Below are 25,429 nucleotides of genomic sequence, written 5' to 3'. Positions count from 1 at the left end.
CAATTTAATTTAATAAAACCGTTTGGTTAGAGGAGGATTCATCATGGGCGTTTATTCATTTGAAGCAGATACAATCAGAGGGCAGCGGGTCAGCCTGGAGGACTACAAGGGCAAGGTGCTGGTCATCGTAAATACAGCTAGCAAATGCGGCTTCACGCCTCAATATTCCGACCTGCAGAAGGTATATGAGCAATTCAAGGAGCAAGGACTCGAAATTTTGGGCTTCCCGAGCAATCAGTTTGGTGAGCAAGAGCCAGGTTCAAACTCGGATGTGCAGGAATTCTGCCAGATCAACTATGGCGTATCCTTCCCGCTGTTTGCGAAGACGGATGTCCGCGAAGAATCGGCTCATCCTTTGTTCAAGTATTTGACGGAGCAAGCACCGTTCCATGGCTTTGATACTTCGGAGCCAAGCGGCAAAATGCTTCATGCTTTCCTGTCGGAGAAGCTGCCTCATTACCTGGAAGGCAATGACGTGAAATGGAATTTCACGAAGTTCCTCATCGACCGCGAAGGCAACGTCGTCAAACGGTTCGAATCGACCGACGAGCCGATGAATATGGTTGAAGATATCCAAAAACTGCTGTAATCACACAGCGTTAATGGAAAGCTCATGTTGCCCGTACAAGGCTGCATGGGCTTTTTTGCTGCTAATTCAAGCCTCCCACCAGATAACCTCCGCGCCAACCCCCAGCAGGCCAAGCACCGTTAAGGAGCCTACTACGTTTACGGATAAGGTCTGTCCGAGTGGTACGGAGACGCCTCCGCAGAATAGGTCAGGCTGCAGTGGATAAAGGATAAAAGCCGTACGCCAGCTTCAAGACGACAATCCGTTGTGTGTCCATGGCGCGCTCACCATCCGTTCCACTCTTTTGGTTCTTGTATGAACGTATGAAAAATAGTACGATAACCATTCCGGTTTTTTCTCGAACTGGGGGCAAATAATAGGCTTTGACAACATCAGGTGAAGACACAAGGAAAGAGGTAGGTTTGTAAGATGGATGAACACAAGCAAGAGGAAGGTACGAAGTCAAACGGCGGAGATCAGTTTTCTAAATCCGGCTTTATTTTTGCCGCTATCGGCAGCGCCGTCGGACTCGGAAACATGTGGAAGTTCCCTTATATTACAGGCAAGTACGGAGGAGCGGCATTTTTCCTCATGTTCATTATTTGTCTGCTAGCAGTCGGACTGCCAGTTTTAATGGCCGAGCTTGCGATCGGGAAAGGCGGCAGAGGAAGCGTGTCGACTTCTTTCAACCGGCTGACCCGGCAAAAAGGCTGGGGAGCTTTAGGCTTTCTCATGATCCTTGCTCCTTTTTTGATTTTATCCTTTTATTCTGTCGTTGCGGGCTGGACGATGTACTATGCCGTACAGTCCTTTACAGGAAGGTTATTTAACAGTGCCGATTACAGCGCGCAATTCGGAAGCTTTATCGGCAGCTGGCAGCCGGTGTGGTGGCAGCTGCTTGCGATGGTGCTTACAGCGGCGGTCATTATTAAAGGCGTATCCGGAGGAATAGAGAAGTTCAATAAAATTTTGATTCCCGGCCTCGTGATTCTGCTCCTTGCACTGGTTGTCCGGGCACTGACGCTGGACGGTGCGGGAGAAGGAGTATCGTTCTTCCTGAGGCCGGACTTTAGCAAACTGTCGGCTGAATCGGCTCTTGTTGCGTTAGGGCATGCTTTCTTCTCGTTATCGCTTGGGATGGGGACGATGATTACGTATGGCGCTTATGTAGACAAAAGACAATCGCTAGGCGCGGCAACGATGGCGATCGGGCTTGGCGACTTGCTGTACGCCTTTCTGGCCGGGCTTATCATTTTCCCCACTTCGTTCGCATACGGAATAGAGCCTTCGCAAGGGGCGGGGCTTGTGTTTGTGGCTTTGCCTGCCGCGTTTGCCGCGATGCCGTTCGGCAGCCTGTTTGGCGGGCTGTTCTTCGTGCTTCTTGCCTTCGCGGCTTTGACCTCGACGGTAGGGCTGCTCGAAGTGCCGGTAGCTTTCGTCCGCGAAAAGTTTAATTGGAGCCGAAGCTTATCGGTTGTTGTGGTTACGCTTCTTGTTTTCCTAGTCGGGATTCCTTCGGCCATTTCCGTGGGCGGGGCCGTGGGAGGCTTGCAGTTCGGCGACAAGACGTTCTTTGACTGGATGGATTTCATCTGCTCGAATATCCTGCTGCCGCTTGGCGGTTTGATCGTTACGATCTTTGTCGGCTGGGTATGGAAGAATGCTGCCGAAGCGGCCGGTCTCAAATCGGCATGGTTTAACGTTTGGCTGTTTATGGTGCGGTATATCGCCCCGATCCTCGTTGTCCTGGTTCTGCTCTACTCCGCCGGCGCACTGGACTTTTTATTTAAAGGATAGTGTCTCTCCCTAGCAGTAGACAGTGTATTTTCTCGTAATTTTGTGTATGATAGGAAGATAATTATTTACGGGAAAGGTTGGTCGCCGTGGAAAACACAGTGGAGAATAAGGTATCATCCTCTAACTTTATCAAGAACATCGTCGTCGAAGATTTGAAAGAAGGCCACGTGCAGGAAATCGTGACCCGCTTTCCGCCGGAGCCCAACGGATATTTGCACATCGGACATGCCAAGTCAATCTGCCTGAATTTCGAGCTTGCCGATGAATTCAAAGGACGGACAAACCTTCGTTTCGACGATACGAATCCGGTGAAGGAAGATACGGAATACGTAGAATCGATTAAGGAGGATGTGCGCTGGCTCGGCTTTGACTGGGACGATCTTCGCTTTGCATCCGATTATTTCGAAGAATTGTACGACCGCGCCGTTCTGCTGATTTGCAAAGGGAAAGCCTATGTATGCGACCTGAATGCCGAGCAAATTCGCGAAACGCGCGGCACGCTGACGCAGCCGGGACAAGACAGCCCTTACCGGAACCGCAGCGTGGAAGAGAATCTCGATCTGTTCGCAAGAATGCGGGCAGGCGAATTCAAGGACGGCGAGAAGGTGCTGCGCGCGAAGATCGACATGGCTTCGCCGAATATCAACTTCCGCGACCCGGTGTTGTACCGGATTGCCCATGCGCATCATCACCGCACGGGAGACGCATGGTGCATTTACCCGATGTACGACTATGCTCATCCGATCAGCGACGCGATTGAAGGCATTACGCATTCGATCTGTACGCTGGAGTTTGCGGACCACCGTCCGCTGTACGACTGGACGATCGCGGAATGCGAAATGGCCGACGTGCCGAAGCAATACGAGTTCGCCCGTTTGAACATTACGAATACCGTTATGAGCAAAAGAAAGCTGAAAGCGCTCGTGGACGAAGGCGTCGTAACCGGCTGGGACGACCCTCGCATGCCAACGATCAGCGGTCTCCGCCGCAAGGGCTATACGCCGGAAGCGATCCGCGCGTTCTGCCGCGAGATTGGCGTAGCGAAAGCGAACAGCACCGTGGACGAGCGGATGCTGGAGCATTTTATCCGGGAAGACCTGAAGCTGAAGGCGCTTCGCACGATGGCCGTTCTGCAGCCTCTGAAGGTTGTTATTACGAACTATCCGGAAGGCCAAGTGGAAATGCTTGAAGCGGAGAACAACGCCGAGAACGAGGAAATGGGCACGCGCCAAATTCCGTTCTCCCGCGAGATCTATATCGAACAAGACGATTTCATGGAGAATCCTCCAGCGAAATATTTCCGTCTGTTCCCTGGCAACGAAGTGCGTCTGAAGCATGCATACTTCATTACGTGCCAGGAAGTCATCAAGGATGCGGACGGCAACGTGATCGAGCTGCGCTGTACGTATGATCCGGCAACCAAGAGCGGTTCGGGCTTTAATGCCCGCAAAGTAAAAGGCACGATCCACTGGGTTGAAGCCTCGCAAGCCGTGCCGGCAGACTTCCGTCTGTACGAGCCGCTTATTACAAGCGAAGCAGAAGAGGAAGGCAAGCCGTTCCTCGAATGCATCAATCCGAACAATCAGCAAGTGCTGCAAGGCTTTGTGGAGCCGAACATGAAGGACGCGAAAGGTCATGACAAGTTCCAGTTCTTCCGCCACGGCTACTTCAATGTGGATCCGAAGGATTCGGGGGAGAAGCTGGTATTCAACCGGATTGTCTCGCTGAAGAGCTCGTTTGATCCGTCCAAAGCTTAAATAAACGCCTTAAGGCGCAACAGCCGGGTTGTCCGTATAGGATGGCCCGGTTTTTTTACAAATAAATGTTCATTACTGAGAAGCATCGATAGCAGATCACTCATTATTAATAAAATATGGTAAAAGAGAAGGAAATTGTAGAATTGTGGCGAATTTTCTTGTAATCTGCCCGGTTTTTAAGGGGGAGTCATAAGCGCGAATAGGTGGTAATAGGTTAAAGAAAGCACACAAGCCATTAGAGAAAAATAGGGAGGAAGCAACATGGATAATTACAATCGCGCAGGATTCTGGAGACGTTTGGGCGCCAATATTTTGGACGGCCTTATTATGGGCATACCGCTTGCCATTCTGTCGTTCATCATTTCGGGTAAGGGCGACAGCGCTTTTACAAACATCGTCTCCTTCTTGTATTCTTTGCTCATTCCCGTCTTTTGGAACGGCTATACGATCGGGAAAAAGATTTGCGGCATTCAGATCCGCCGCCTGGACGGCAGGCCGCCGGGTATCGGCACGATGCTCATGCGCAATGTCGTAGGCGGTCTTGTCTACGGGATTACGCTTGGTATCGCGGCGATCGTCAGCGCGTTTATGGTGGGCATGCGCGAAGACAAACGCGCCATTCACGATTTTATCGCGGGCACGGTTGTTGTTCACGACGGCAGCCAGTAAAAGGCCATTATCGCCATGCTATCCGGTATCTGGAAAGCCCTTAAGGCCCCCGAGGGACCTTAAGGGCTTTGTTTCTGTCCTTGAAGTGCACGATAAGGTCACTGAAGGACCTTAACTGCGCGGTAACTGGTTTTTTAGATTAGTCTTTGAGAGATCGGCAAGCACTTAAGGTCCTCCGGGGACCTTAAGTGCTTTGTTTTTATCTTCGTAGTACCCGCTAAGGCATCTAAAGGGCCTTAACTGCGCTGCTGGTGGGGGGCAGCTGGTTTTTGAGGGTGGGGAAGGTTAAATTATTTACACGTGCGCAAAAATCGTACAGGCTGTACAATCAAAATAAAGGAAACATGTGGTCAAGGAGAGAACTACTTATGAACAACGAATTTACGATCCGAGATGCCGGGGTAGAGGATCTGCCCCGCATCGTCGAAATATACAACTCTACTATCGCGTCCCGCCAGGTAACGGCTGATCTGGAGCCCGTATCGGTGGAGAGCAGAATGAGATGGTATGACGAGCATTCGCCGGATTTTCGCCCGTTATGGGTGCTGGAGGAAGACGGCAAAATGATAGCGTGGCTGAGCTTCCAGTCGTTCTATGGACGCCCGGCTTACAACGCAACGGCCGAGATCAGCATTTATATCGATCAGGAATACCGCGCGCGCGGTATCGGCTCGTTCCTGATTCGGAAGGCGCTTGAAGCAAGCCCGGGACTTGGTCTTCGCACGCTGCTCGGGTTTGTATTTGGCCATAATGAGCCTAGCCTTGCCCTGCTGCGGAAATTTGGCTTCGAAGAGTGGGCGAACCTGCCGAAGGTAGCCGAGCTTGACGGGGTTGAGCGGGACTTGATTATTGTCGGACGCAAGATTTAATGACGCTGATTTGGCGATTCGCGCCAAATCATTTATGCTGGAAGCAATAGGATGATAAGACGACAGGAGAGAATGAACATTGAGCAAGTTTTGGAGTCCGCTTACGGCTTCTTTAGTTCCTTATGTTCCCGGGGAGCAGCCGAAGGACAAAAAATACATTAAACTGAACACCAACGAAAATCCGTACCCGCCTTCGCCTAAAGTGCTGGAGGCCATCCGGTCGGCAACAAACGATGATTTAAGGCTTTATCCCGATCCAACCTCCGATGCGCTTGTCCGGAAAATCGCCGGATATTTCGAGGTTGCTCCGAATCAAGTATTCGTAGGCAACGGTTCCGACGAAGTGCTCGCTTTTGCCTTTGCGGCTTTCTTTAATCCGGCCAAACCGGTCGCGTTCGCGGACATTACATACAGCTTCTATAAGGTGTATGCGGAGTTCTATCAGCTGAAGGCGGACATTATTCCGCTGGGCGAGCAGTTTAAGCTGCCGGTTGACGAATTCAGCCGCCGGGATACCGGAGGCATCGTTATTCCGAACCCGAATGCGCCTACGGCCATGCTGATTTCGCTTGACGATATCCGTACGTTGCTTGCGCAAAACCCCGATCAGGTTGTCCTGATTGACGAGGCTTATATCGACTTCGGCGGCGAGTCTGCGGCAAAGCTGGTTAATGAATATCCGAATCTGCTTGTTGTTCAGACGCTTTCGAAGTCCCGCTCGCTTGCGGGTCTGCGGGTAGGCTGGGCGCTGGGCAGCGAAGAGCTGATCGACGGGCTGAACCGCGTTAAAAATTCGTTCAACTCTTATACGCTTGACCGTCTTGCGCTCGCGGGCGCGGTAGCGGCATTTGAGGACGAGGCTTATTTCCTGGAGACCACAGCGAAGGTAATCGCGACGCGCGAAGCGGTGACGAAGGAACTGAAAGAGCTGGGCTTTATCGTGACCGACTCGGCAGCGAACTTTGTCTTCATCTCCCATCCGGAGCATGCGGCAGAGGTTCTGTTCCAGCAGCTGCGCGAACGCGGCGTGCTTGTCCGGTATTTCAAACAGCCCCGCATTGATCAATATTTGCGCGTAACGGTTGGCACGGACGAAGAGATGGCTGCGCTTGTAGAGGCGCTCAAGGAGATCATTAAGCGATAATGAAGCCGCATGTAAGACCCGGCTATCAACGGGCTGCATTTTTCGTTGTGCTCTTAAGCGTTATTTATGCGGTAATCGGGAATACTTTTTTTCAACTGGCCTATCGCTATAGTGCCGCTATAGACGAGGCGTACATCGTTTTTGCAATAACATCGGCAGTATACGCGTTGCCTGTTCTATTTTGTTTTCGCCGAAAGTATTGGTATTTTGCTTTGTTTATCCCTGTTATTTGGGTGCCGATGCTGATGATTACCGGTTATCTGATGGGTGCGGTTTTTCCGCTTCCGGAAGATGATTATGGCGCAGGCATGCTGCTATTGTTCATACACGGATTGAATTTGGCAGCGGTAATGCTTGGCGTGGCGCTTGGATTAACCGTGAACGCGGCGATTGCGGCTTGGAGGAAGTTCAGCAGGGTACAAAACGGCTAAATAAGCCTATTTCCATTTTGTTATTTTTTCGTGCTATAATGGTGGCAAGTGACTGGTTCGGATTTTTAAGTTTGAAGTATAACAATCGTCGTCAGTCTTATAAATAGGAGGATTATTTTTGAATAACCATAAAACTGAAAAGAAACTATCCATTTTTGCCTTGGGCGGCGTAGGCGAAATTGGCAAGAACATGTACGCGGTACAATACGCGAACGACATTATTGTAATTGATTGCGGTTCCAAATTCCCGGATGAGGAGCTTCTCGGCATCGACATTATCGTGCCCGACATTACGTACCTCATCGAGAACAAGGACAAAGTTAGAGCCTTGCTCATCACGCACGGCCATGAGGATCATATCGGCGGCCTGCCATATATTCTGAAGCAGCTGAGCATGCCCGTCTATGCAAGCCGGTTGACGATGGGATTGATCGAAGGGAAACTGAAGGAAGCCGGACTTCTCGGTTCGACGGAACGGCATCTGATTCATTCCGATTCCGAGCTCAAGCTGGGTTCGATGAAGGCGTCGTTCTTCAAGACGAACCACAGTATTCCGGATTCCCTCGGCGTCGTGCTGGATACACCGGAAGGCGTCGTTGTCCATACGGGCGACTTCAAATTCGACCAAACTCCGGTAGGCGATTATCACGCAGACATCCACCGGATGGCGGAGATTGGGAAAAAAGGTGTCCTCGCTTTGCTGTCGGAGAGCACAAACGCCGAACGTCCAGGCTTTACGCCATCGGAACGGATCGTCGGCGCGAACTTCATTGATGCTTTCCGCAAGGCGGAACGCCGCGTGATCGTCTCTACCTTCGCCTCGAACGTGCACCGTCTGCAGCAGGTTGTGGATGCGGCGGCGGCATCGGGACGGAAGCTGGCGATTATCGGGCGCAGTATGGTCAACATGATTACGATTGCTTCGGAGCTGGGCTATCTCGATATTCCGGACGGCATGCTGATCGAGACGAACGAAGTGAACCGCTATGCGGATAATCAAGTCGTTATTCTCTGCACAGGCAGCCAAGGCGAGCCAATGTCCGCTCTTACGCGGATGGCCCGTTCGAATCACCGCCAGGTGGAGATTCTGGAAGGCGATACCGTTATTATTTCGGCAACGCCAATCCCGGGTAACGAACGCAGCATCGGACGTACGGTGGACGAGCTGTTCCGTCTCGGAGCGAACGTGATTTACGGCTCCGGCACGCAAACAGGCATGCACGTATCCGGCCACGGCAGCCAGGAAGAGCTGAAGCTGATGCTTCAATTGATGGCTCCCAAGTATTTCATTCCGATTCACGGAGAATACCGGATGCAGCTTCATCACAAGAAGCTGGCTGAAGCCGTTGGCGTCGAACAAGGCAATACCTTCATCGTGGATAACGGTGAAATCGTGGAAATCGTAAACGGCGATGCACGCAAATCCGGCAAAGTGCCGGCTGGCAATACGTATATCGACGGACTTGGTATCGGAGACGTTGGCAATATCGTACTTCGCGACCGCAAGCACCTGTCCCAGGACGGCATTCTTGTTGTTGTCGTAACGATCAGCAAGCAGGACAAGACGATCAAATCGGGACCGGATATTATCTCCCGAGGCTTCGTCTATGTACGGGAGTCGGAAGGACTGCTTGAGGAAGCAGGCAGAATTGTAACTAGAACGATTACGAAATCCATCAGCGATAACGTAAACCAATGGACAACACTTAAATCAAACGTAAAAGACGCGCTTGGACGATTCTTATATGAACAAACGAAAAGAAAGCCGATGATCCTTCCTATCATCATGGAAGTGTAATCGGCACCTAACCAGTCCACTTCTTTTTGTTTAGTGAGCCGATATATACACGCAAGGGGCTGTCCCGTAAGCTGATAAAGCTACGGGACAGCCCCTTGCTTTCGTTCTAACCGCAATTAAGCCACCAGCTTGAGGCCAACTACGGCTCCGATAATGAGGGTGATAAAGAAGATCCGGAGCATGTTTTTCGGCTCTCCGTACAGGATCATGCCTAGAACCGCCCCGCCGGTAGCGCCGATACCCGTCCAGATCGCGTAAGCAATACTCATCTCGAGCGTTTGCATGGCATAAGAGAGGCACGCAAAGCTCATGCCAAAGCCAATTAGCAGGAGTGCAATGTTTTTAACGCTTTTTTTCTCATTGACCTTGTTCATCATAACGACGCCAAGCATTTCGAACAGACCTGCGCAGATCAAAGCTAACCAGTTCATTTGGAGGATGCTCCTTTCTTCTCGCCCGCATGTGCGTGCTCAGGTGTAATAAGCTTGAGACCGATAATGCCAATCAAAAGAAGGGCGATAAACAACAATTTAGCCGCGTGGAGCGGATGCCCGAAAAAGACGGATTCCGAAATTACCGTACCGGTCGTGCCAAGTCCTACAAAAACGGCATATACCGTGCCGACGGGAAGCTCGCCGCTGGCTTTGATAAGCAGGGCAAAGCTGAGCACAATCGCAATAAACGTCCCCGCCCAGCTCCAGACATGGTCCGCATGCTTGAGCCCGGTGACCCACATGACTTCAAAAACGGCAGCAACATAAACTTGCAACCATTGCTTTTTCATGAAAAATCTTCCCCCTTACACGTGATGTAATATTTAAAAAGACAAAAATAAAACCTGGGAGTTCACTGCTGGCGCAGGCGACTCCCAGGTTTTTATCCTTCCGTGATCACAGCTATCGCTGTGAGTTTTCCCTCGGACCAGACCCAAGCCTCTCGCTTAGCGGAACCCTAGAAAACCACTAACCTGTATTATACACACTTCCCCCCGAAGATCAAGGTCTGAAAAAGGTTAAAAAATGGCGGTACCCGGATGGAGGTATCTCAGCCACGCTAGGACTGAGGATTGCCTCCGGTACAGGCACCGCCAATATGAAACTGCGGATTACGGCTGAATCAAAAGCTTATCAGGAATGCTCTGCGTCGAATGAAGCCGCAAGCTCCTTGGCGCGCGCTTCATCATTGCTGCGTACATGAAGCCGTTTCAAGGAGCCGTCCAGGGTAACCTTTGATTTTAACCCGTGTGATTTGAAATACGCGTAAAGCCTGTCGATTTCGTCAGCCCGGGATCCGGCCTCAGTCCGGAAGGCAGTCCATCGGTTCCACCACAGCACCATTCTCGGGCACACCTCCTTCGCCTGCTGATTCGCCATTCCGTACATATGTATTCGCCTCTGCCACCATCATGACAGGTTTGTTTGGAATATCCCGCTAATTATTCGATAGCAGCTTAATTGTTCATAGGGGAAGATCAATGGTAAAATAGGGGAGCTGAGAAGCAGCATTTTTAGAATGAGGGAGGAGAAGAGTTGTGAGCAAATTTACATCCATTACGCAAACCACGGAATTGAACAACGGAATTCGGATGCCTTGGCTTGGCTTTGGCGTATTCAAAACAAAGGAAGGCGAAGAGGTCGAGCGAGCGGTTGCGGATGCCCTGGAGGCAGGCTACCGCAGTATCGATACAGCGGCGATCTACGGCAACGAAGAAGGCGTGGGCAACGCGATCGCCGCAAGCGGTCTGAAGCGCGAGGAGCTGTTTGTTACGACAAAGGTATGGAACAGCAACCAGGGCTTCGAGAGCACGCTGAAAGCTTTCGAGGAAAGCCGCCGCAAGCTGAAGCTGGACGTTATTGATTTATATCTGGTTCATTGGCCGGTGGCCGGTAAATACAAGGATACGTATCGTGCTTTGGAGAAGCTGTACAAGGAAGGGCATGTGCGGGCAATTGGCGTCAGCAACTTCCTGATTCCTCATCTGGACGATCTGCTTGGCAGCTGCGAAGTGGTGCCTGCGGTGAATCAGGTGGAATTCCAGCCATACCTGACCCAGCCTGATCTGCAAAGTTATTGCAAGGAACGCGGCATTCAGCTTGAGGCATGGAGTCCGCTGCTTCAAGGCAATCTCGATGTGCCGCTTCTGCAGGAGATCGGACAGGCTCATGGCAAATCGGCCGCGCAGGTTATTTTGCGCTGGGATTTGCAATGCGGCGTCGTTACCATTCCGAAGTCCGTTACGAAGAGCCGGATTATCGAGAACGCGGACATTTTCGACTTTGAACTTACTGCCGAAGAGGTGGAGAAGATTAACGGCTTGAATGTCGGCCGCCGCTTTGGATCCGACCCCATGAATTTCAATTTCTAACAATAAGCTGTGCGAATAAGGGGGGTGCCGCCGTCGCACCCTATGACTGTGGCGGAAATCGGGCGGCCTTGCTATTGACATTGTTAACTGTAATTGATATTATTACAGTACTAAACAGGGAGGCCGTTCACATTGAACAGCGAATTTACGATTGCCGTACACAGTCTCGTTTATTTAGCCTATCTGCCCGAGCGGATGGCAAGCAGTGAGATGATCGCCGACAACGTAGGCACGCACTCCGCGCGCGTCCGCAAAGTAATGAGCGGATTGCGCAAAAGCGGCTTTGTCGATACAAGAGAAGGCGCGGGAGGCGGCTACAGGCTTACAATTGATCCAGATGTCGTTACGCTTGGCGATGTATACCGCGTCATGGCGCAGGGCTCTTTTATCCCGAGCTGGTGCTCGGGTAATCCGGGCATGGATTGCGTCGTTGGCTCGAATATGAACCAGGTGATGTTCGGGATCTTCTGTACAGCCGAGAAGCAGCTGGAAGGCTACTTCAGCGGCATCACGATATCCGATGTACTGAAGCAAATTCACGCTTGTGGTTGCGATTAGGTTACAATAAAACGGTACGTGGCGGAATTCCCTTATCATATTATTTTGGAGAGGATGATTGACAATGGCAGTAGCATTGACAAAAGATAACTTTGCGACTAGCGTGGAAAACGGCGTTTCTTTGGTAGACTTCTGGGCACCTTGGTGCGGACCTTGCAAAATGCAGCTCCCTATCGTAGAAGAGCTCGCAACCGAACTTGAAGGCCAAGCTACAATCGCGAAAATCAACGTTGACGAAGAGCCTGAACTGGCTTCCCAATTCGGCGTAATGAGCATTCCTACACTGATCCTGTTCAAAGACGGTCAACCCGTTGACAAAATGGTTGGCGTACAAAGCAAAGATGCTCTGAAAGCAAAAATCTCCGGCCAACTGTAAGCTTTGGCTGATGGCATGAAAAGCCAGGAACCTGCGCGAAACGCAGGTTTCTGGCTTTTTTGTGATGCATCATGAAAATATTGGGATAAACGCAACTTCCGGAGCAGCTGCCACGTCTATTTAGCTGATTAACAAGAATGGAAAAGCATAGGAGGTTCGTTATGATGATGAATCATCGCAAGAAGCTGGCCGTGCTGGCAACGGCGGTTATGCTGACGAGCGGTATTCCTGCCGCTGCCTTTGCCGAAAGCGCTGACAAACCTGCAGCTTCGGCCGTATCGGTATCAGGAGATGCCGCCGCATCGGATGGAAGCGCGGTTGCGCCCGTTAATGTGAAGGTAACGAAGGAAAAAGCGGAGTCACTCGCCCGGCAGATCGTAAGCGTCCCGAAGGAGTACACGCTGCAAGGAGCTTCGCTCTCGTCCGATACGCTGGCCGGCGGTAAACGCAGCGTATGGGGTCTTGATTTTGTGTACAAGGTAAACGGCAAAAACAAAGGCAGCATCTATGTACGGCTGAATGCGGATACCGGTCAGCTTCTTGATTACGGTACCTACCTCGACAATCCTAGCGCAAAGCCTACCTACCCGCTGAAGGTCGAGCGGGAAGCCGCGCAGAAGATTGCTTATTCCTTCTTGTCGGAGGTTGCGCCAACCTACAAGAATCAAGTGAAATTTAATCCGGAATACGGCGCTCAGCAGCTGCCTCCTCTGACCGGGGAAGTGCGCCACACGCTCAGATTTGACCGGGTTGTCCATGATATTCCTTACGTGGATAACTATATTGAGCTTGATGTGGACAGCGAAGGGCATGTCTTGCGCTACACCCTGCAGTGGGACGATACGATTCAATTTCCGAAGGTGGATGCCAAGCTGACGGCCGATGAGGCGAAGAAAAATCTCATTGAGCAGGCGAAGCCTGAACTGCGTTACGTTATTCCGTATAATCCGCAGGGGCCAAGCAAGCCGGTTCTGAGCTACGATATGGGAGCTTTTGCGATTGACGCGGTGACCGGCAAAACGGTACAGAGCGGATTCATCGATTCCAATCAGGTATCGGAGACGCCGTTAGCGGATAAACCGCTGGGAGCGGCTCCCGGAGCGGTTAATTTGACCGAAGAACAGGCGAAGCAAGCGGTAATGGCTGCTTTCCCTCTTCCTTCTAACGCGGTGTACAACGGCGCCAACTATTACGAGAACGCGGATGATGCTGCCGGTGCGACGGTTGCGAGCTGGAGACTCGAATGGGAGCTGAAGAACGGAAAGGACACCATCGGTTCCGCATCGGCATTAATTAACAGCCGGACAGGATTTATCAGCAGCTTCTATTCTTATCAAAACAATCAGAATGCCAGCGCGAGCCCTGCCCTGTCCTACGACCAGGCGGAAGCCAAAGCCATTGAAGCGGTGAAGAAGCAGCTTCCTTGGGCGGCGGATGAGCTGTATATCGTGAAGCGCGATAAGTCGCAATACGATCTGGATAAAATGCCGTATATCGATACGTATTATTTCAGCTTCGTTCACAAGATTAACGGCGCAACGGCCGATTATGACAACGTGAACGTATCCATCGACTCGAATACGGGGGCAGTGCGCAGCTACGACGCCAGCATCAATCCGTATAAATACCCGGAGACGGCGCCTAAGGTTATCACGCCGGCACAGGCCATTGAGAAGTGGATGACCTACTACCGGACGGAGCTGACTTATTATTTGACGCAAAATTATGTGTATCAAGGCCAGCCGATTCCGGCGGAAAAATATAAAGTGCTGCTGGCAGCCGGTGAGATCAAGCCGTCGGATGTGGAATCCAACACAAACGCTCAGTTGATCTACCGGTTAGTTCCTCGCCAGCTTGATGAATCCATCTTCCTGGACGCGGTATCGGGCAGCTGGAGAAACCGCGACACCGGAGACGTTACCCAGCTGGAGAAGCCGAAGGCTACCGATATTGACGGCCATTGGGCGCAGCGTCAGCTGGAGCTGATGGTCGCCTACAAAGCGCTTGACGTGAAGGACGGCAAGGTCCGTCCGAACGAAATCGTCACCCGCGGCGAGCTGATCAAGATGCTGGTGCTCGCCATGAACAGCGGTCGTCCGCCGGTATTGTATGCAGGGGCGGCGGATTCGTCGGCATCCGCATCTTTTGCCGACGTCGGCACGAAAAATCAATATTATGTATACGTCGAAAGCGCGCTGCGGCAAAATCTGATCGATATTGGCGACGGTTCGTTTAATCCGGACGGCAAGGTGGACCGCGAAGAGATGGCGGAGTTGATTGTCCGTGCGCTCGGATACAACTCCCTCGCCAATTACGATAATCTGTTCAATATCAGCTTCAAGGATGCAGACAAGATGGAGAAGAAGGGCCAGGCGGCAATTGTTGTCGGATTGAAAATTATGACGCTGTCAGGCGGCAACTTCCAGCCGGCTAAGCAGGTGTCGAGAGCAGAAGCTTCCGTAGCCTTCTTCCGCTTCCTGCAGACAAGGGCCGAGCTTCAGGAGGCGCCGCTGCGCAATTGAGGCCAATTCAATAAAGAAGCCCCCGTTTGGTTCGCTGCCGTGGCAGCTTCCGAGCGGGGGCTTTATGTTTCGATTAGTCCGTTTTTTTGTTCTTGGAGGAGAAGTTTGTAACCGACTTCGCATCCTCAATCGTATCATTGACAAATGCCATATCTTGGTTCTTTGCCTTCATGGCCGTTGTCCCTTTATAATTGCCTTTGTGGGTTTGATTTTCCATCGTGTAGGTTTCACCTCCTGGTCCCTGTTAGTATGGGCGCGGGGAGGGTTTGGCATGCAATTGCGTTACACAACATAAGGGGTGCAGAAAATGGTTAAGAAGTCAGCGGTATTCAAGTATCTGGTGTTCATCCTGTTCCTTTTGTTTACCATGCTTGTTGTTTATGCAAGCAACGAATTTCTAATCCGTAACGGCGATCCGGATGTGACGGCCAAGTTCCTGTTTGTTCTCTTCGGCATTACATTTGGCTTTGGGGCAAGTCTTCATCTGATCGGCAAAGGCGAGTTCCGGTTCCGCCTGAAAGAAACGCAGTTCACGTTAATGCTGTCGATCGTTATCGTGGTACTGAACTATGTGGCGGCCGTCAATTACGGCAAGCTGTATACCGGGGCAGAAGGTACATACGGGACGCTTAGCCGGATTGTTCTTGATGACAAGAACGAAGCTATTTTTAATGTTCTTGCCGGTTATTTATTCGGTTTATCCTTCTATAAAAAATAACGCAGCCGGGTGACGGCGCCCCATTTTTGGAAGAGCGGCCTGCCTTGTGTTAGGGCTTTTATTGTAAGCGGCCATCGGGTATAATGACGTGAGATTGTTACTTCGGAAAATGGGGTGTCTTATTTCATGGCTTTGAAAGCAGGTGTCGTTGGTCTGCCGAACGTCGGCAAGTCCACTTTATTTAATGCAATTACGCAAGCAGGAGCGGAATCCGCAAACTATCCGTTCTGTACGATTGACCCGAACGTTGGCGTGGTAGAGGTGCCGGACTATCGTCTGGACAAACTGACAGAGCTCGTGCAGCCGAACAAAACGGTTCCGACTGCCTTCGAATTCGTTGATATTGCCGGCCTTGTGGCAGGCGCAAGCAAAGGCGAAGGCCTTGGCAACAAGTTCCTCGCCCATATCCGCGAGGTAGACGCGATCGTTCACGTTGTACGCTGCTTCGAAGACGAGAACATCACGCACGTAAACGGCAAAGTGGATCCGCTTGGCGATATCCAAACCATCAACCTTGAGCTGATTCTGGCGGACATCGAGTCCGTTGAGAAAAAAATCGAGCGTTCCCGCAAAAACCTGAAAGGCGGCGACAAAAAAATCGCCCTTGAAGTGGAAGTGCTGGAACGCGTCAAAGAAGCTCTGTACAACGATCAGCCTGCGCGCAGCGTAGAGCTGTCCGATGACGAGAAACTCATTATCCGGGATCTTCACCTGCTCACGATGAAGCCGGTGCTGTATGCGGCAAACGTAGCCGAGTCGGAAGTTGCGGACACGGATAATAACAAGTTTGTGCAAGCGGTGCGTGAATTCGCAGCTGCCGAGGGAGCGCAAGTGGTGCCAATCAGCGCGAAGGTGGAAGAAGAGATCGCTGAGCTGGAAGGCGAAGACAAAGCGATGTTCCTCGAAGAGCTGGGCCTGCAGGAATCCGGTCTTAACCGTCTGATCAACGCGGCGTACAAGCTGCTTGGCTTGTATACGTACTTTACGGCCGGCGTGCAGGAGGTTCGTGCCTGGACCATCCGTAAAGGCATGAAGGCTCCGCAAGCGGCCGGCGTTATCCATACCGACTTCGAGCGCGGCTTCATTCGCGCCGAGGTTGTATCGTTCGAGGACCTGGCTGCGGCCGGTACGATGAACGCGGCAAAAGAAAGAGGCCAGCTGCGCCTCGAAGGCAAAGAATACGTGGTGCAGGACGGCGACGTTATGCACTTCCGTTTCAACGTTTAATAGCAGCGGGAAAAAAGCGGTATTGTTCTCATTGGGAGGGCAATACCGTTTTGTTCTGTTTTTTGCCGAACATGCCTTTTGTCCGTGCGTAGCTCTAACGAGTCATGCGGAAAGGGGCTTGCAGTCGTACAATGGGAAGGAAGCTAAAGAATAGGAGTATGGTGTTGTCATGACAGCAAATCTACATACGTTTCCGAAACGAATTCTGGCAGCGGTCATGCTGCTTGTTGTATTGGCATTAGCGCTTGCGCCGCAGGCTTTTGCGCATGCGACTCTGGAGAAGACCGTTCCCGCCGCGAATGCGAAGCTTGCCGAGTCGCCGCCTTTTGTGGAGCTTACGTTTAACGAGGCGGTTGAGCCCGGGGCGGGATCCTTGGAAGTCGTCGATTCCCAATCGAACAAAATAAAGACGGAAGACCTTGTTCTGGAGAATGGCGGAACAACCCTTAAGGCAGCTCTTCCTGCGCTTGGAGATGGCGTTTATTCGGTCTCCTACCATATCATTTCCGAGGATGGCCATCCGGTCAGCGGTTCTTATGCGTTTGTTGTAGGCAATCCGCCCGACTGGAAGGACGGAGAGACGTTTGCCACGCAAGTAAGCAGCTCCAAAGGAATGCAGCAAAACATGCTGTATGCCGTGCGGGTGCTTTATTATGCTGCGCTGCTGCTGGCGACAGGCATTGCTTTATGGTCGGTCTTTATCCGGAAGCCAAGCGAATCGCTGCAGTCGGCCTTCAAGCGGTTGTCCGTGATTGGCCTGCGGGCGCTTTTGCTTACGGTACTGGTTCATATTTTCCTGCAGGTTAATGAATTGATGAAAGGCCAGCCGATCTCCTCCTGGGGGTCGCTGTTTACGAATACCGCTACCGGACGGGCATGGCTTGAGCTGATTGTCCTGGTTCTGCTTGGTTTTGCGGCTCAGCGGTTCAAAGGGAAGTTTGTCCGTCTGCTGTGGGTGGTTCTGCTGCTTGGCGTGGAAAGCCTGATCGGCCATCCGGCGGCAAACGACCAGAAGGTGCTGACGATTGCTTTTGATTTTATCCATTTGATTGCCTCCGCGGTTTGGGCGGGCGGTCTGGCCGTGCTTCTGTACGTCTGGTATGCGGACCGGAAGGAAGCGGGGCGGTTTGGCGCAAGCTTCTCCCAGGGCGCCTTGATCTCCCTTGTTGTGCTCGTAATCAGCGGGGTGACCATGACGCTGCTGTTCCTGCCGAAGCTGTCTTATTTATGGCTGACCACATGGGGCGGACTGCTTACGGTTAAGGTTATACTTGTGGTCGCGGTGCTTATGACGGGTATTCTGCTGCGTCTCCGGATGAAAAAAAGCGGCTTCCCGGCCGGAAGTCTGCTGAAGGCGGATGCTATTATGATGGCCTGTATCGTGGCGATTGCAGCCGTGTTTACTTATATGAGTCCGCTGCCTCCAAACGAGCCTTATAACTTCCACCAGATGGGCGAGGATATGCATGTAACGTTTAACGTATCGCCTAACGTGCCTGGCGGTGACAATGCGATTTCTCTCCACGTCTGGCTGCCCGAAGCGTCTGGGGCGCCTAAGTCGGTTATTCTGCGGCTGCACTCTGACGCCAAGAAGGATGCCCCGATCGATATTCCGCTGGTGAAGGACGACAGCCAGCCTAACGATGCTTTCCCGGGCTACATTAGCGCGTCCTATGAAGCGAAGGGTCCATTCCTGCCGTACGCCTCCAAATGGACGGCCGAGATCCGCGTCATGGATCAGGACGATAATGAGCTTGTGCGGGAAACTGCGTTCCGGAATTATTAGAACGGGCGGACACATAATAGTCATATCCGGATAGCCCTTTCGAGTCATGTCACGCATCCTGCTCGGGTTATATACTCATGTCAGAGAAGCGCACGACAGGCTCATGATCAGAAAGGGAGATGCGTCAGATGAAGAAGCAGATGAAAAAATGGGTAATAGCGGCCGCAATGGCCGTGTGCCTGATGATGTTCGCAGGCGTGGCAAGCGCCCACGTAACGGTTCAGCCGCCATCCGTGCCGGCCAATTCGTATCAGGTATTCGCGGTACGCGTGCCTAGCGAGGAAAAAGGCGTTAACACCGTCAAGGTGCAGGTTAAGGTGGCGGACGGCGCGGTGATTTCCCGCGTTGAGCCTAAGCCGGGTTGGACCAGCGAGCTGGAAAAGGATGCAAACGGCGTTGTAACAAGCATTACCTGGACGGCTGCGGAAGGCGGCGGCCTCAGCGAAACCGAATTTACCGAATTCCGCATGAGCGGCAAAGTAAACGAGGATGCCACCAAGCTCGTATGGAAGGCTTATCAGACTTACAGCGATAACAAAGTTGTCGAGTGGGTTGGAGCGGACGGCTCGGATAAACCGGCTTCCGTGACAACGGTAACCGCGGCTGTCGCAGAAGGCGACGGGCACGGGCATGATGCCGGCGCCGCGGCGGATGCAAGCGATGCGAAGGATTCGGATAGCAAGCTGCCGCTGACCTTGTCCATTATCGCGCTGGCGCTTGGCGCATCGGCTTTTGTAATGGCAGCTAGAAAAAACAAGAAATAAACAGGATGAAGGGGCTCCGTTTTCCTTAGGGAAGACGCTGAGCCCCTTTCGGGCGACTTAGGCAAATACACCAGTCGAAAACGCGGGTCCGTTGTGCTATAATGAGTGATACCATTAAGGAAAATCATAGAGGTGAATCATTGTGTTGGACCGTTTACAAGCGCTCGCAGACCGTTACGAGAAGTTAAGTGAACTGTTGTGCGATCCGGATGTAGCCAGTGATCCGAAGCGCCTGCGGGAATATTCCAAGGAGCAATCGGATTTACAAGAGGCTTATGAAGCCTTCACAGAATATAAGCAAGTGTCGGAGCAGCTCGAAGACGCCAAGATTATGCAAGGCGAGAAGCTCGACGACGAAATGCGCGAGATGGTTAAGATGGAGATTGAAGAGCTGTCCGAGCGCAAGGCCGCATTGGATGAAAAAATCCGCATCGTTCTGCTGCCGAAGGACCCTAACGATGACAAGAACGTTATCGTCGAGATCCGCGGCGCGGCAGGCGGGGACGAAGCGGCGCTGTTCGCTTCCGATCTGTACCGCATGTATACGAAATACGCGGATACCCAGGGCTGGCGCGTAGAACTCATGGATCTTTCGGAGAACGATCTGGGCGGCTTCAAAGAGGTTATCTTCATGATCAACGGCAAAGGCGCCTACAGCAAAATGAAATACGAAAGCGGCGCTCACCGCGTCCAGCGTATTCCGGTAACGGAATCGGGCGGACGTATCCATACGTCGACTTCGACCGTATCGGTTATGCCGGAGGTTGAAGAGGTCGAGGTTGAAATTCTCGATAAAGATATCCGGATCGATACGTTCTGCTCCAGCGGCGCAGGCGGTCAGTCCGTTAATACGACGAAGTCGGCGGTTCGAGTGCTTCACGTGCCTACCGGCATTATGGCGACCTGCCAAGACGGCAAATCGCAGAACGAGAACAAAGCGAAGGCGCTGCAAGTATTGCGTGCCCGCATCTACGATATCCGCCGCCAGGAAGAAGAGGCGAAATACGCAGGCGAGCGCAAGCTGAAGGTTGGCACAGGCGACCGAAGCGAGCGTATCCGCACGTATAACTTCCCGCAAAGCCGCGTAACGGACCATCGTATCGGTCTGACGCTGCACAAGCTGGATTCGGTTATGAACGGCGATATGGAAGAGATCGTATCGTCGCTGACGATTGCCGAGCAGGCTGAATTGCTGGAGAGAGAGCTTAACTAAGACCGAGACCTTCGAGTCCAAAGACTCCCGAGGAAGGGACGCTAGAGAGATGAATGATCATAAAGACGAACGGGTGTTTTTTGCGCCGTCGTTTACCATTAGGGAAGCCTGCATGCAGGCTTCTTCGTTTTTGGCGGAGCTTGGCGTTATGGAGCCGCGCTCCAATGTAGAGCGGCTGCTGCTGCATTTGCTTGGCATCGAGCGTTCGGCGATGCTGCGCGACTTCGGCGAGCCCTTTCCGGCGGAACATGCCGCGGAATGGGTGGAGCTTATCCGCCGCAAAGCGGCGGGCGAGCCGGTGCAGTATATCATCGGCGAGGAATGGTTCTACGGCCGGCCGTTTACGGTGACGCCGGCCACGCTTATTCCGCGGCCGGAGACGGAGCTGCTCGTCGAGGCCGTGCTTGAGGCGGCCGATAAGCTGTGGCCGCAGGATGGGGCTGCAGTGCCGACGGTGGTTGACGTCGGCACCGGCACCGGCGCCATCGGCGTGACGCTTGCTTCGCAGCGTCCCGGGTGGCGCGTAATCGCGTCCGATCTGTCGCCGGACGCGCTTGCGGTCGCCCGCGCGAACGCGGCCCGCCACGGGGCGGCGGGGCGCATGGCGTTCGCGCAGGGCGACCTGCTGGCGCCGTTTGCGAAGCGCGGCGCCGCAGGGGCATCCGATGCGGAGGATGTCCGCATCGACGTGCTTGTGTCCAATCCGCCGTATATTCCGGCGGATGATCTCGCGGGCCTCCAGCCCGAGGTGCGCGATTACGAGCCGCGCCTCGCGCTGGACGGCGGGGCGGACGGGCTGGATCCGTACCGCCGCATGGTGGAGCAGCTGCCTTCTCTTGCGCAGCTGCCGCGTATTGTCGCCTTTGAGCTTGGCATGGGCCAAGCCCGGGACGTAGCCGCGCTGCTGCGGAATGTCGGGGAATGGGACGACATCCGCATCATTGCCGACTATGGCGGCATCGAGCGGCATGTCATCGCCGTCCGCACCAAAGAGTAACATCTTCAAACACGCTGCCAGCGCATCATTCGATGCCGGCAGCGTGTTTTTTTGTATATACTCGGCTGCAACACGGAAAAACCGTGTTACAGCCACCTGCCTGCGCCGTAGCCCCCGCCATTCCCCACTGCAACACGGAAAAACCGTGTTACAGCCACTTACCCGTGCCGTAGCTCCCGCCATTCCCGGCTGTAACACGGAAAAACCGCGTTACAGCCCCCTACCCGTTGCGCAGCCCCCGCCATTCCCCACTGCAACACGGAAAAACCGCGTTACAGCCCCCTACCCGTTGCGCAGCCCCCGCCATTCCCCACTGCAACACGGAAAAACCGTGTTACAGCCCCCTACCCGTTGCGCAGCCTCCGCCATTCCCCACTGCAACACGGAAAAACCGTGTTACAGCCCCCTACCCGTTGCGCAGCCTCCGCCATTCCCCACTGCAACACGGAAAAACCGTGTTACAGCCACCTCTATAAATTAAGAAGTTGTTATGAAAACAACTCTATCATTTTCATTTTCCTGCTAGGTTTATAGAGCCGGGAACGCGGACATAATGACGGATAGATACGTTCCGGAACGCAAGCTGATGCACCGACGGGTGCGATCGAGAGGAGCTTGTGTTATATGAACCGCACTAATTCCCTTTTTTATTTCCGTAAATCTTATGCTTTGTTGATTGTCGTTTTGTTTGTCCTTGTAATGAGCTGGGAGCAGCAGCGCACGGATGCGGCTGTGGTCGATACGATTATTCCGCAGGATTCCATTCGTCTGCGCATCTTGGCTAATTCGGACTCGCCTGCCGATCAGGCCGTCAAGCGCGTTGTCCGCGACGCTGTCGTGAAAGCCATGGACAGCTGGGTTACGGGTCCGCAAACGATTGAAGAAGCGCGCCAAACGGTGCGTGATCATATGAGTGAAATCGAAGGAATTGTGGCTGACGTATTGACGAGCCGCGGGTTTGATTATGGTTACCAAGCCGAGCTCGGGCAAGTTCCGTTCCCGACGAAAATGTACAGCAACGAAGTGTATCCGGCAGGCAACTATGAAGCTCTTCTGATTACGCTTGGCGAAGGCAAAGGACAGAACTGGTGGTGCGTACTTTTCCCGCCGCTGTGCTTCATTGACGCTGCAACCGGCGAAGCCGCTGCAGCCGACCCGGATGCTGATGCCGCGAAAGCGGAGACGGCGAAAACCGCTTCCGTCGGCCATAAAGATAACGCAAAGGTTGAAAAAGCTTCCGACAGCAAAGACAGCAAATCCGCTTCCGTTCAAAAGTCGCAGGACGAGAGCAAGCAAGGCGAGGCGCCGCAAGCGAAGTTTTTTCTGCTCGAAATCATTGAACAATTTATCAATTGGCTGAAAAGCCTGTTCTAATGCAAGCTGCACGCGGCGGTTCTTTCAAGGCGCATAGTCGCCCGGTAAAGGGCCGCTGCTCTGCATTTTAGAGCGTATATGCTATAATGGGGGCAGTTAGTTGATGAACGATTACTTTGAATAGCAGGGATTGAAGGATAGAGATGACAACAACGAAAGTTTGGCGGGTTCCGGACGCCGCTTCATCCGATGCGCTTGCCGGGCAACTGGGGGAAGCGGCGGAATTGCTGCGGGATGGAGAACTGGTTGCATTTCCGACCGAAACGGTATACGGACTAGGAGCCGATGCGCGTAACACAAAGGCGGTTGAAGGCATATTCAAGGCAAAAGGCCGTCCTTCGGATAACCCTCTTATCGTGCATATCGCGGATGAAAATCAGCTGGCGGAGCTTTTGCTTCCTTATCCTGAGCTTGCCCGCAGGCTGATGAAAGAGTTGTGGCCCGGCCCTCTTACGATCGTGCTTCCGGTACGCACCGATGCAGTATCTCCGCTTGTTACGGCAGGGCTCGCAACCGTCGGCGTCCGGATGCCGGACCATCCCGCCGCGCTTGCCCTCATCCGGCAATCCGGCTGTCCGGTAGCAGCCCCAAGCGCGAACCGTTCCGGCCGGCCCAGTCCTACGCTTGCAGCCCATGTGCTCGAGGATCTGGGCGGCAAAATCAGCGGAATCGTGGACGGTGGCGCAACGGGCGTCGGGCTGGAGTCAACCGTCATTGAGCTGCCGGATTCGAATACAATCCGTATTCTCCGCCCCGGAGGCATTACGGCCGAGCGGCTGCAGAGCGCAGCGCCGGAAGCGGCAATCGACGCCCCTGCCGCAGTCAAATCGGATGTAACGGAGGCGCCGCGTTCGCCGGGCATGAAATATACGCATTACGCTCCAAAGGGTGATCTTCGGATCGTGTTAGGGGAACCGGCAAATGCGGTACGATATATTCAGGAACAAATAAACGCTTCAAAAACAACGCCTTTGAAGACCGGAGTCCTGACGTTCGACGAAAGAGCAGGCGCTTATGATGCCGACCTCGTTCTCAGTTACGGCAGCGAGCTGCGTCTCGAGCAGGCGGCGCATAACCTGTATGCCGCACTTCGCCGGTTTGACTCGGAAGGCGTGCAGCGAATATGGGCGGAGGGCTGCTCCGAAGAAGGAATCGGCCTCGCACTGATGAACCGTCTGGCGAAGGCGGCTGGATATCAAATCGTCCGCCTATAGAGTAAGTAGTATGTTTGTCCCCTTGTCCGCATATCTTGGTTAAGAATGGATGTGGACATGGGGGCGATAGCGTGACTGATGCAACTTTGCAAGCCGGACAATTCGCGACACTGCTCATTATGGCGGTTGCGCTTGGCATGGATGCTTTTTCGTTAGGAATCGGAATCGGGCTGAAGGGGATTCGCCTGCGCGACGTGCTCCGGATAAGCGGCATCATCGCGTTATTCCATGTGTTGATGCCGCTTGGCGGCATCTACGCCGGACATTTCGTCAGCGGTCTGCTTGGACATGTTGCGACGATGGCTGCAGGCGTATTGCTGCTTTTGCTTGGCGGACACATGATTTACAACTCGCTCAAAGGGGAATCGGCCCAATCGATGGACTACCGTTCCTCGGTCGGAACGTTTTTGTTTGCGTTCAGCGTCAGCATCGACTCCTTCTCCGTTGGCGTAACACTCGGCATGTTCAAGGCCGATATTCTGCTGACGGTTTTATTGTTTGGCTTTTTTGGCGGATTGATGTCCGTGCTGGGGTTGCTGCTTGGGCGCCGGGTCAGCGAGAATCTGGGCGGCTACGGTGAAGCGCTGGGCGGGGCGATCTTGCTCATTTTCGGTCTGTTATTTATATTTTAATACAACGATGGAATCAGCCATACCAGAAAGGGGATTGCAGCATGACGCGCATCTTGTTTGTTTGTACCGGCAATACCTGCCGTTCGCCGATGGCGGAAGCCATGCTGAGGGCAATGGCGGAGCAGCAAGGAATTCCGCTCGAGGTCCGTTCTGCCGGGGTATCCACCATTGACGGTCTGCCGATCTCGGCTCATGCCGCTACAACGCTGCGCGGCAAATCGGTTGAGCATCGGGGCTCGTCGCGCGCGTTAAGCGGAGAAGCCGTTGCTTGGGCGGACCTTATCCTGACGATGACGGCCGGACACAAACGCGGCTTGCTCAACTATTTCCCGGAAGCCGTGGACAAAGCTTATACGCTTAAAGAATATGTGAATCAGGATACCGCTGTTCAGGCGGATATAGAAGAGCTCGAGCGTCTTTATACGGAGATGCATATGAAGCAGGTGCTGGGCCAGCAGCTGTCGGCCGCGGAGCGTTCGCGTCTTCTGGAGCTGGAACGCCGGATCCCGAGCTTTGATATCGCTGATCCGTTTGGCGGAACGCTTGGCATGTATGAAAGCTGCGCCAAAGAAATCGAAGAGAGCCTGAAGGCCCTTCTCCAAGCGCTTAAAAAGGGATGATAATCCATGCCGGAATTAGGCTGGATTCAT

26 protein-coding genes and 1 riboswitch are annotated in these 25,429 nt (G+C 53.1%); of the genes, 22 read left to right on the top strand and 4 right to left on the bottom strand.

The features are described 5' to 3' along the window. Positions 1-43 precede the first annotated feature (43 nt). The 8 genes from WFK81_RS16275 (at position 44) to WFK81_RS16240 (ending at position 9,033) form a co-directional block, all read left to right on the top strand. Positions 44-589: a glutathione peroxidase gene (locus tag WFK81_RS16275; RefSeq protein ID WP_336787453.1), complete on the top strand. Its 546-nt coding sequence runs from the start codon at positions 44-46 to the stop codon at positions 587-589. A gap of 408 nt (positions 590-997) precedes the next feature. Then, entirely contained in the window at positions 998-2,365 is a 1,368-nt protein-coding gene (locus WFK81_RS16270) for a sodium-dependent transporter (protein WP_336787452.1), read from the top strand. 98 nt (positions 2,366-2,463) lie between these two features. Beyond that, positions 2,464-4,122: a glutamine--tRNA ligase/YqeY domain fusion protein gene (locus tag WFK81_RS16265; protein ID WP_336787803.1), complete on the top strand. Its 1,659-nt coding sequence runs from the start codon at positions 2,464-2,466 to the stop codon at positions 4,120-4,122. Positions 4,123-4,383: 261 nt separating this feature from the next. After that, on the top strand, positions 4,384-4,791 hold the full coding sequence (locus tag WFK81_RS16260; protein WP_336787451.1) for an RDD family protein: 408 nt from the start codon (positions 4,384-4,386) through the stop codon (positions 4,789-4,791). 368 nt (positions 4,792-5,159) lie between these two features. Next, entirely contained in the window at positions 5,160-5,660 is a 501-nt protein-coding gene (locus tag WFK81_RS16255) for a GNAT family N-acetyltransferase (protein WP_336787450.1), read from the top strand. A 79-nt stretch (positions 5,661-5,739) separates the two neighbouring features. After that, positions 5,740-6,804, top strand: a complete 1,065-nt coding sequence (hisC, locus tag WFK81_RS16250) for a histidinol-phosphate transaminase (RefSeq protein ID WP_336787449.1) — start codon at positions 5,740-5,742, stop codon at positions 6,802-6,804. Next, on the top strand, positions 6,804-7,235 hold the full coding sequence (locus tag WFK81_RS16245) for a hypothetical protein (protein ID WP_336787448.1): 432 nt from the start codon (positions 6,804-6,806) through the stop codon (positions 7,233-7,235). The genes hisC and WFK81_RS16245 overlap by 1 nt, the downstream gene beginning before the upstream one ends. 118 nt (positions 7,236-7,353) lie before the next feature. Next, positions 7,354-9,033: a ribonuclease J gene (locus WFK81_RS16240; protein WP_127497957.1), complete on the top strand. Its 1,680-nt coding sequence runs from the start codon at positions 7,354-7,356 to the stop codon at positions 9,031-9,033. 116 nt (positions 9,034-9,149) lie between these two features. On the opposite strand, the gene WFK81_RS16235 is transcribed toward WFK81_RS16240, so the two are convergent. The 3 genes from WFK81_RS16235 to WFK81_RS16225 all read right to left on the bottom strand — a co-directional run bounded on the left by WFK81_RS16235 (position 9,150) and on the right by WFK81_RS16225 (position 10,406). Continuing rightward, on the bottom strand, positions 9,150-9,464 hold the full coding sequence (locus WFK81_RS16235) for a DMT family transporter (protein WP_336787447.1): 315 nt from the start codon (positions 9,462-9,464) through the stop codon (positions 9,150-9,152). Continuing rightward, on the bottom strand, positions 9,461-9,817 hold the full coding sequence (locus tag WFK81_RS16230; protein ID WP_336787446.1) for a DMT family transporter: 357 nt from the start codon (positions 9,815-9,817) through the stop codon (positions 9,461-9,463). Before WFK81_RS16230 ends, WFK81_RS16235 begins: the two co-directional genes overlap by 4 nt. A 79-nt stretch (positions 9,818-9,896) precedes the next feature. Continuing rightward, a riboswitch (guanidine-I (ykkC/yxkD leader) is annotated at positions 9,897-9,999 on the bottom strand. A gap of 161 nt (positions 10,000-10,160) precedes the next feature. Continuing rightward, positions 10,161-10,406: a hypothetical protein gene (locus tag WFK81_RS16225; protein ID WP_336787445.1), complete on the bottom strand. Its 246-nt coding sequence runs from the start codon at positions 10,404-10,406 to the stop codon at positions 10,161-10,163. A 212-nt stretch (positions 10,407-10,618) separates the two neighbouring features. Here WFK81_RS16225 and WFK81_RS16220 point away from each other — a divergent pair, with 212 nt between their 5' ends. The 4 genes from WFK81_RS16220 (at position 10,619) to WFK81_RS16205 (ending at position 14,854) form a co-directional block, all read left to right on the top strand. After that, positions 10,619-11,398: an aldo/keto reductase gene (locus tag WFK81_RS16220; RefSeq protein WP_336787802.1), complete on the top strand. Its 780-nt coding sequence runs from the start codon at positions 10,619-10,621 to the stop codon at positions 11,396-11,398. 132 nt (positions 11,399-11,530) lie between these two features. Next, the gene (locus tag WFK81_RS16215) at positions 11,531-11,956 is read left to right on the top strand and encodes an RrF2 family transcriptional regulator (RefSeq protein ID WP_336787444.1); all 426 of its coding nucleotides are present in this window, start codon (positions 11,531-11,533) and stop codon (positions 11,954-11,956) included. Positions 11,957-12,020: 64 nt separating this feature from the next. Beyond that, positions 12,021-12,332: a thioredoxin gene (trxA, locus tag WFK81_RS16210; RefSeq protein WP_015847398.1), complete on the top strand. Its 312-nt coding sequence runs from the start codon at positions 12,021-12,023 to the stop codon at positions 12,330-12,332. A 161-nt stretch (positions 12,333-12,493) separates the two neighbouring features. Next, positions 12,494-14,854, top strand: a complete 2,361-nt coding sequence (locus WFK81_RS16205) for an S-layer homology domain-containing protein (RefSeq protein WP_336787443.1) — start codon at positions 12,494-12,496, stop codon at positions 14,852-14,854. A gap of 73 nt (positions 14,855-14,927) precedes the next feature. Here WFK81_RS16205 and WFK81_RS16200 read toward each other — a convergent pair whose 3' ends face one another. Further along, positions 14,928-15,071 carry a hypothetical protein gene (locus tag WFK81_RS16200; RefSeq protein ID WP_201002494.1) on the bottom strand — a complete coding sequence of 48 codons (144 nt, stop codon included), beginning with the start codon at positions 15,069-15,071 and terminating at the stop codon, positions 14,928-14,930. Between the two features lie 90 nt (positions 15,072-15,161). Here WFK81_RS16200 and WFK81_RS16195 point away from each other — a divergent pair, with 90 nt between their 5' ends. From WFK81_RS16195 to WFK81_RS16150, 10 genes are all read left to right on the top strand, one after another. Beyond that, positions 15,162-15,572 carry a hypothetical protein gene (locus tag WFK81_RS16195; protein ID WP_336787442.1) on the top strand — a complete coding sequence of 137 codons (411 nt, stop codon included), beginning with the start codon at positions 15,162-15,164 and terminating at the stop codon, positions 15,570-15,572. Between the two features lie 126 nt (positions 15,573-15,698). Beyond that, entirely contained in the window at positions 15,699-16,799 is a 1,101-nt protein-coding gene (ychF, locus tag WFK81_RS16190; protein WP_127497942.1) for a redox-regulated ATPase YchF, read from the top strand. 169 nt (positions 16,800-16,968) lie between these two features. Then, on the top strand, positions 16,969-18,585 hold the full coding sequence (locus tag WFK81_RS16185; protein WP_336787441.1) for a copper resistance CopC/CopD family protein: 1,617 nt from the start codon (positions 16,969-16,971) through the stop codon (positions 18,583-18,585). Positions 18,586-18,713: 128 nt separating this feature from the next. Next, positions 18,714-19,349 (top strand): YcnI family copper-binding membrane protein, encoded by a 636-nt coding sequence (locus WFK81_RS16180; RefSeq protein WP_336787440.1) that lies wholly within the window; start codon positions 18,714-18,716, stop codon positions 19,347-19,349. A 142-nt stretch (positions 19,350-19,491) separates the two neighbouring features. Then, a complete protein-coding gene (gene prfA / locus WFK81_RS16175; RefSeq protein WP_336787439.1) occupies positions 19,492-20,562 on the top strand; it encodes a peptide chain release factor 1 in 1,071 nt (356 codons plus the stop codon). A 49-nt stretch (positions 20,563-20,611) separates the two neighbouring features. Further along, a complete protein-coding gene (gene prmC / locus WFK81_RS16170) occupies positions 20,612-21,559 on the top strand; it encodes a peptide chain release factor N(5)-glutamine methyltransferase (RefSeq protein ID WP_336787438.1) in 948 nt (315 codons plus the stop codon). Between the two features lie 624 nt (positions 21,560-22,183). Further along, positions 22,184-22,933: a stage II sporulation protein R gene (spoIIR, locus tag WFK81_RS16165; RefSeq protein WP_336787437.1), complete on the top strand. Its 750-nt coding sequence runs from the start codon at positions 22,184-22,186 to the stop codon at positions 22,931-22,933. 143 nt (positions 22,934-23,076) lie between these two features. Further along, positions 23,077-24,147, top strand: a complete 1,071-nt coding sequence (locus tag WFK81_RS16160; RefSeq protein ID WP_336787436.1) for an L-threonylcarbamoyladenylate synthase — start codon at positions 23,077-23,079, stop codon at positions 24,145-24,147. A 119-nt stretch (positions 24,148-24,266) separates the two neighbouring features. Next, positions 24,267-24,779, top strand: a complete 513-nt coding sequence (locus WFK81_RS16155; RefSeq protein WP_442956070.1) for a manganese efflux pump MntP — start codon at positions 24,267-24,269, stop codon at positions 24,777-24,779. Between the two features lie 41 nt (positions 24,780-24,820). Further along, positions 24,821-25,399 (top strand): low molecular weight protein arginine phosphatase, encoded by a 579-nt coding sequence (locus WFK81_RS16150; protein WP_336787434.1) that lies wholly within the window; start codon positions 24,821-24,823, stop codon positions 25,397-25,399. Positions 25,400-25,429 lie beyond the last annotated feature (30 nt).

Source organism: Paenibacillus sp. MMO-177, from assembly GCF_037147795.1.
Taxonomy (GTDB): domain Bacteria; phylum Bacillota; class Bacilli; order Paenibacillales; family Paenibacillaceae; genus Pristimantibacillus.
The sequence above is the reverse complement of the archived record's forward strand: the minus strand, read 5'-3'. Positions and strand labels throughout refer to the sequence as shown.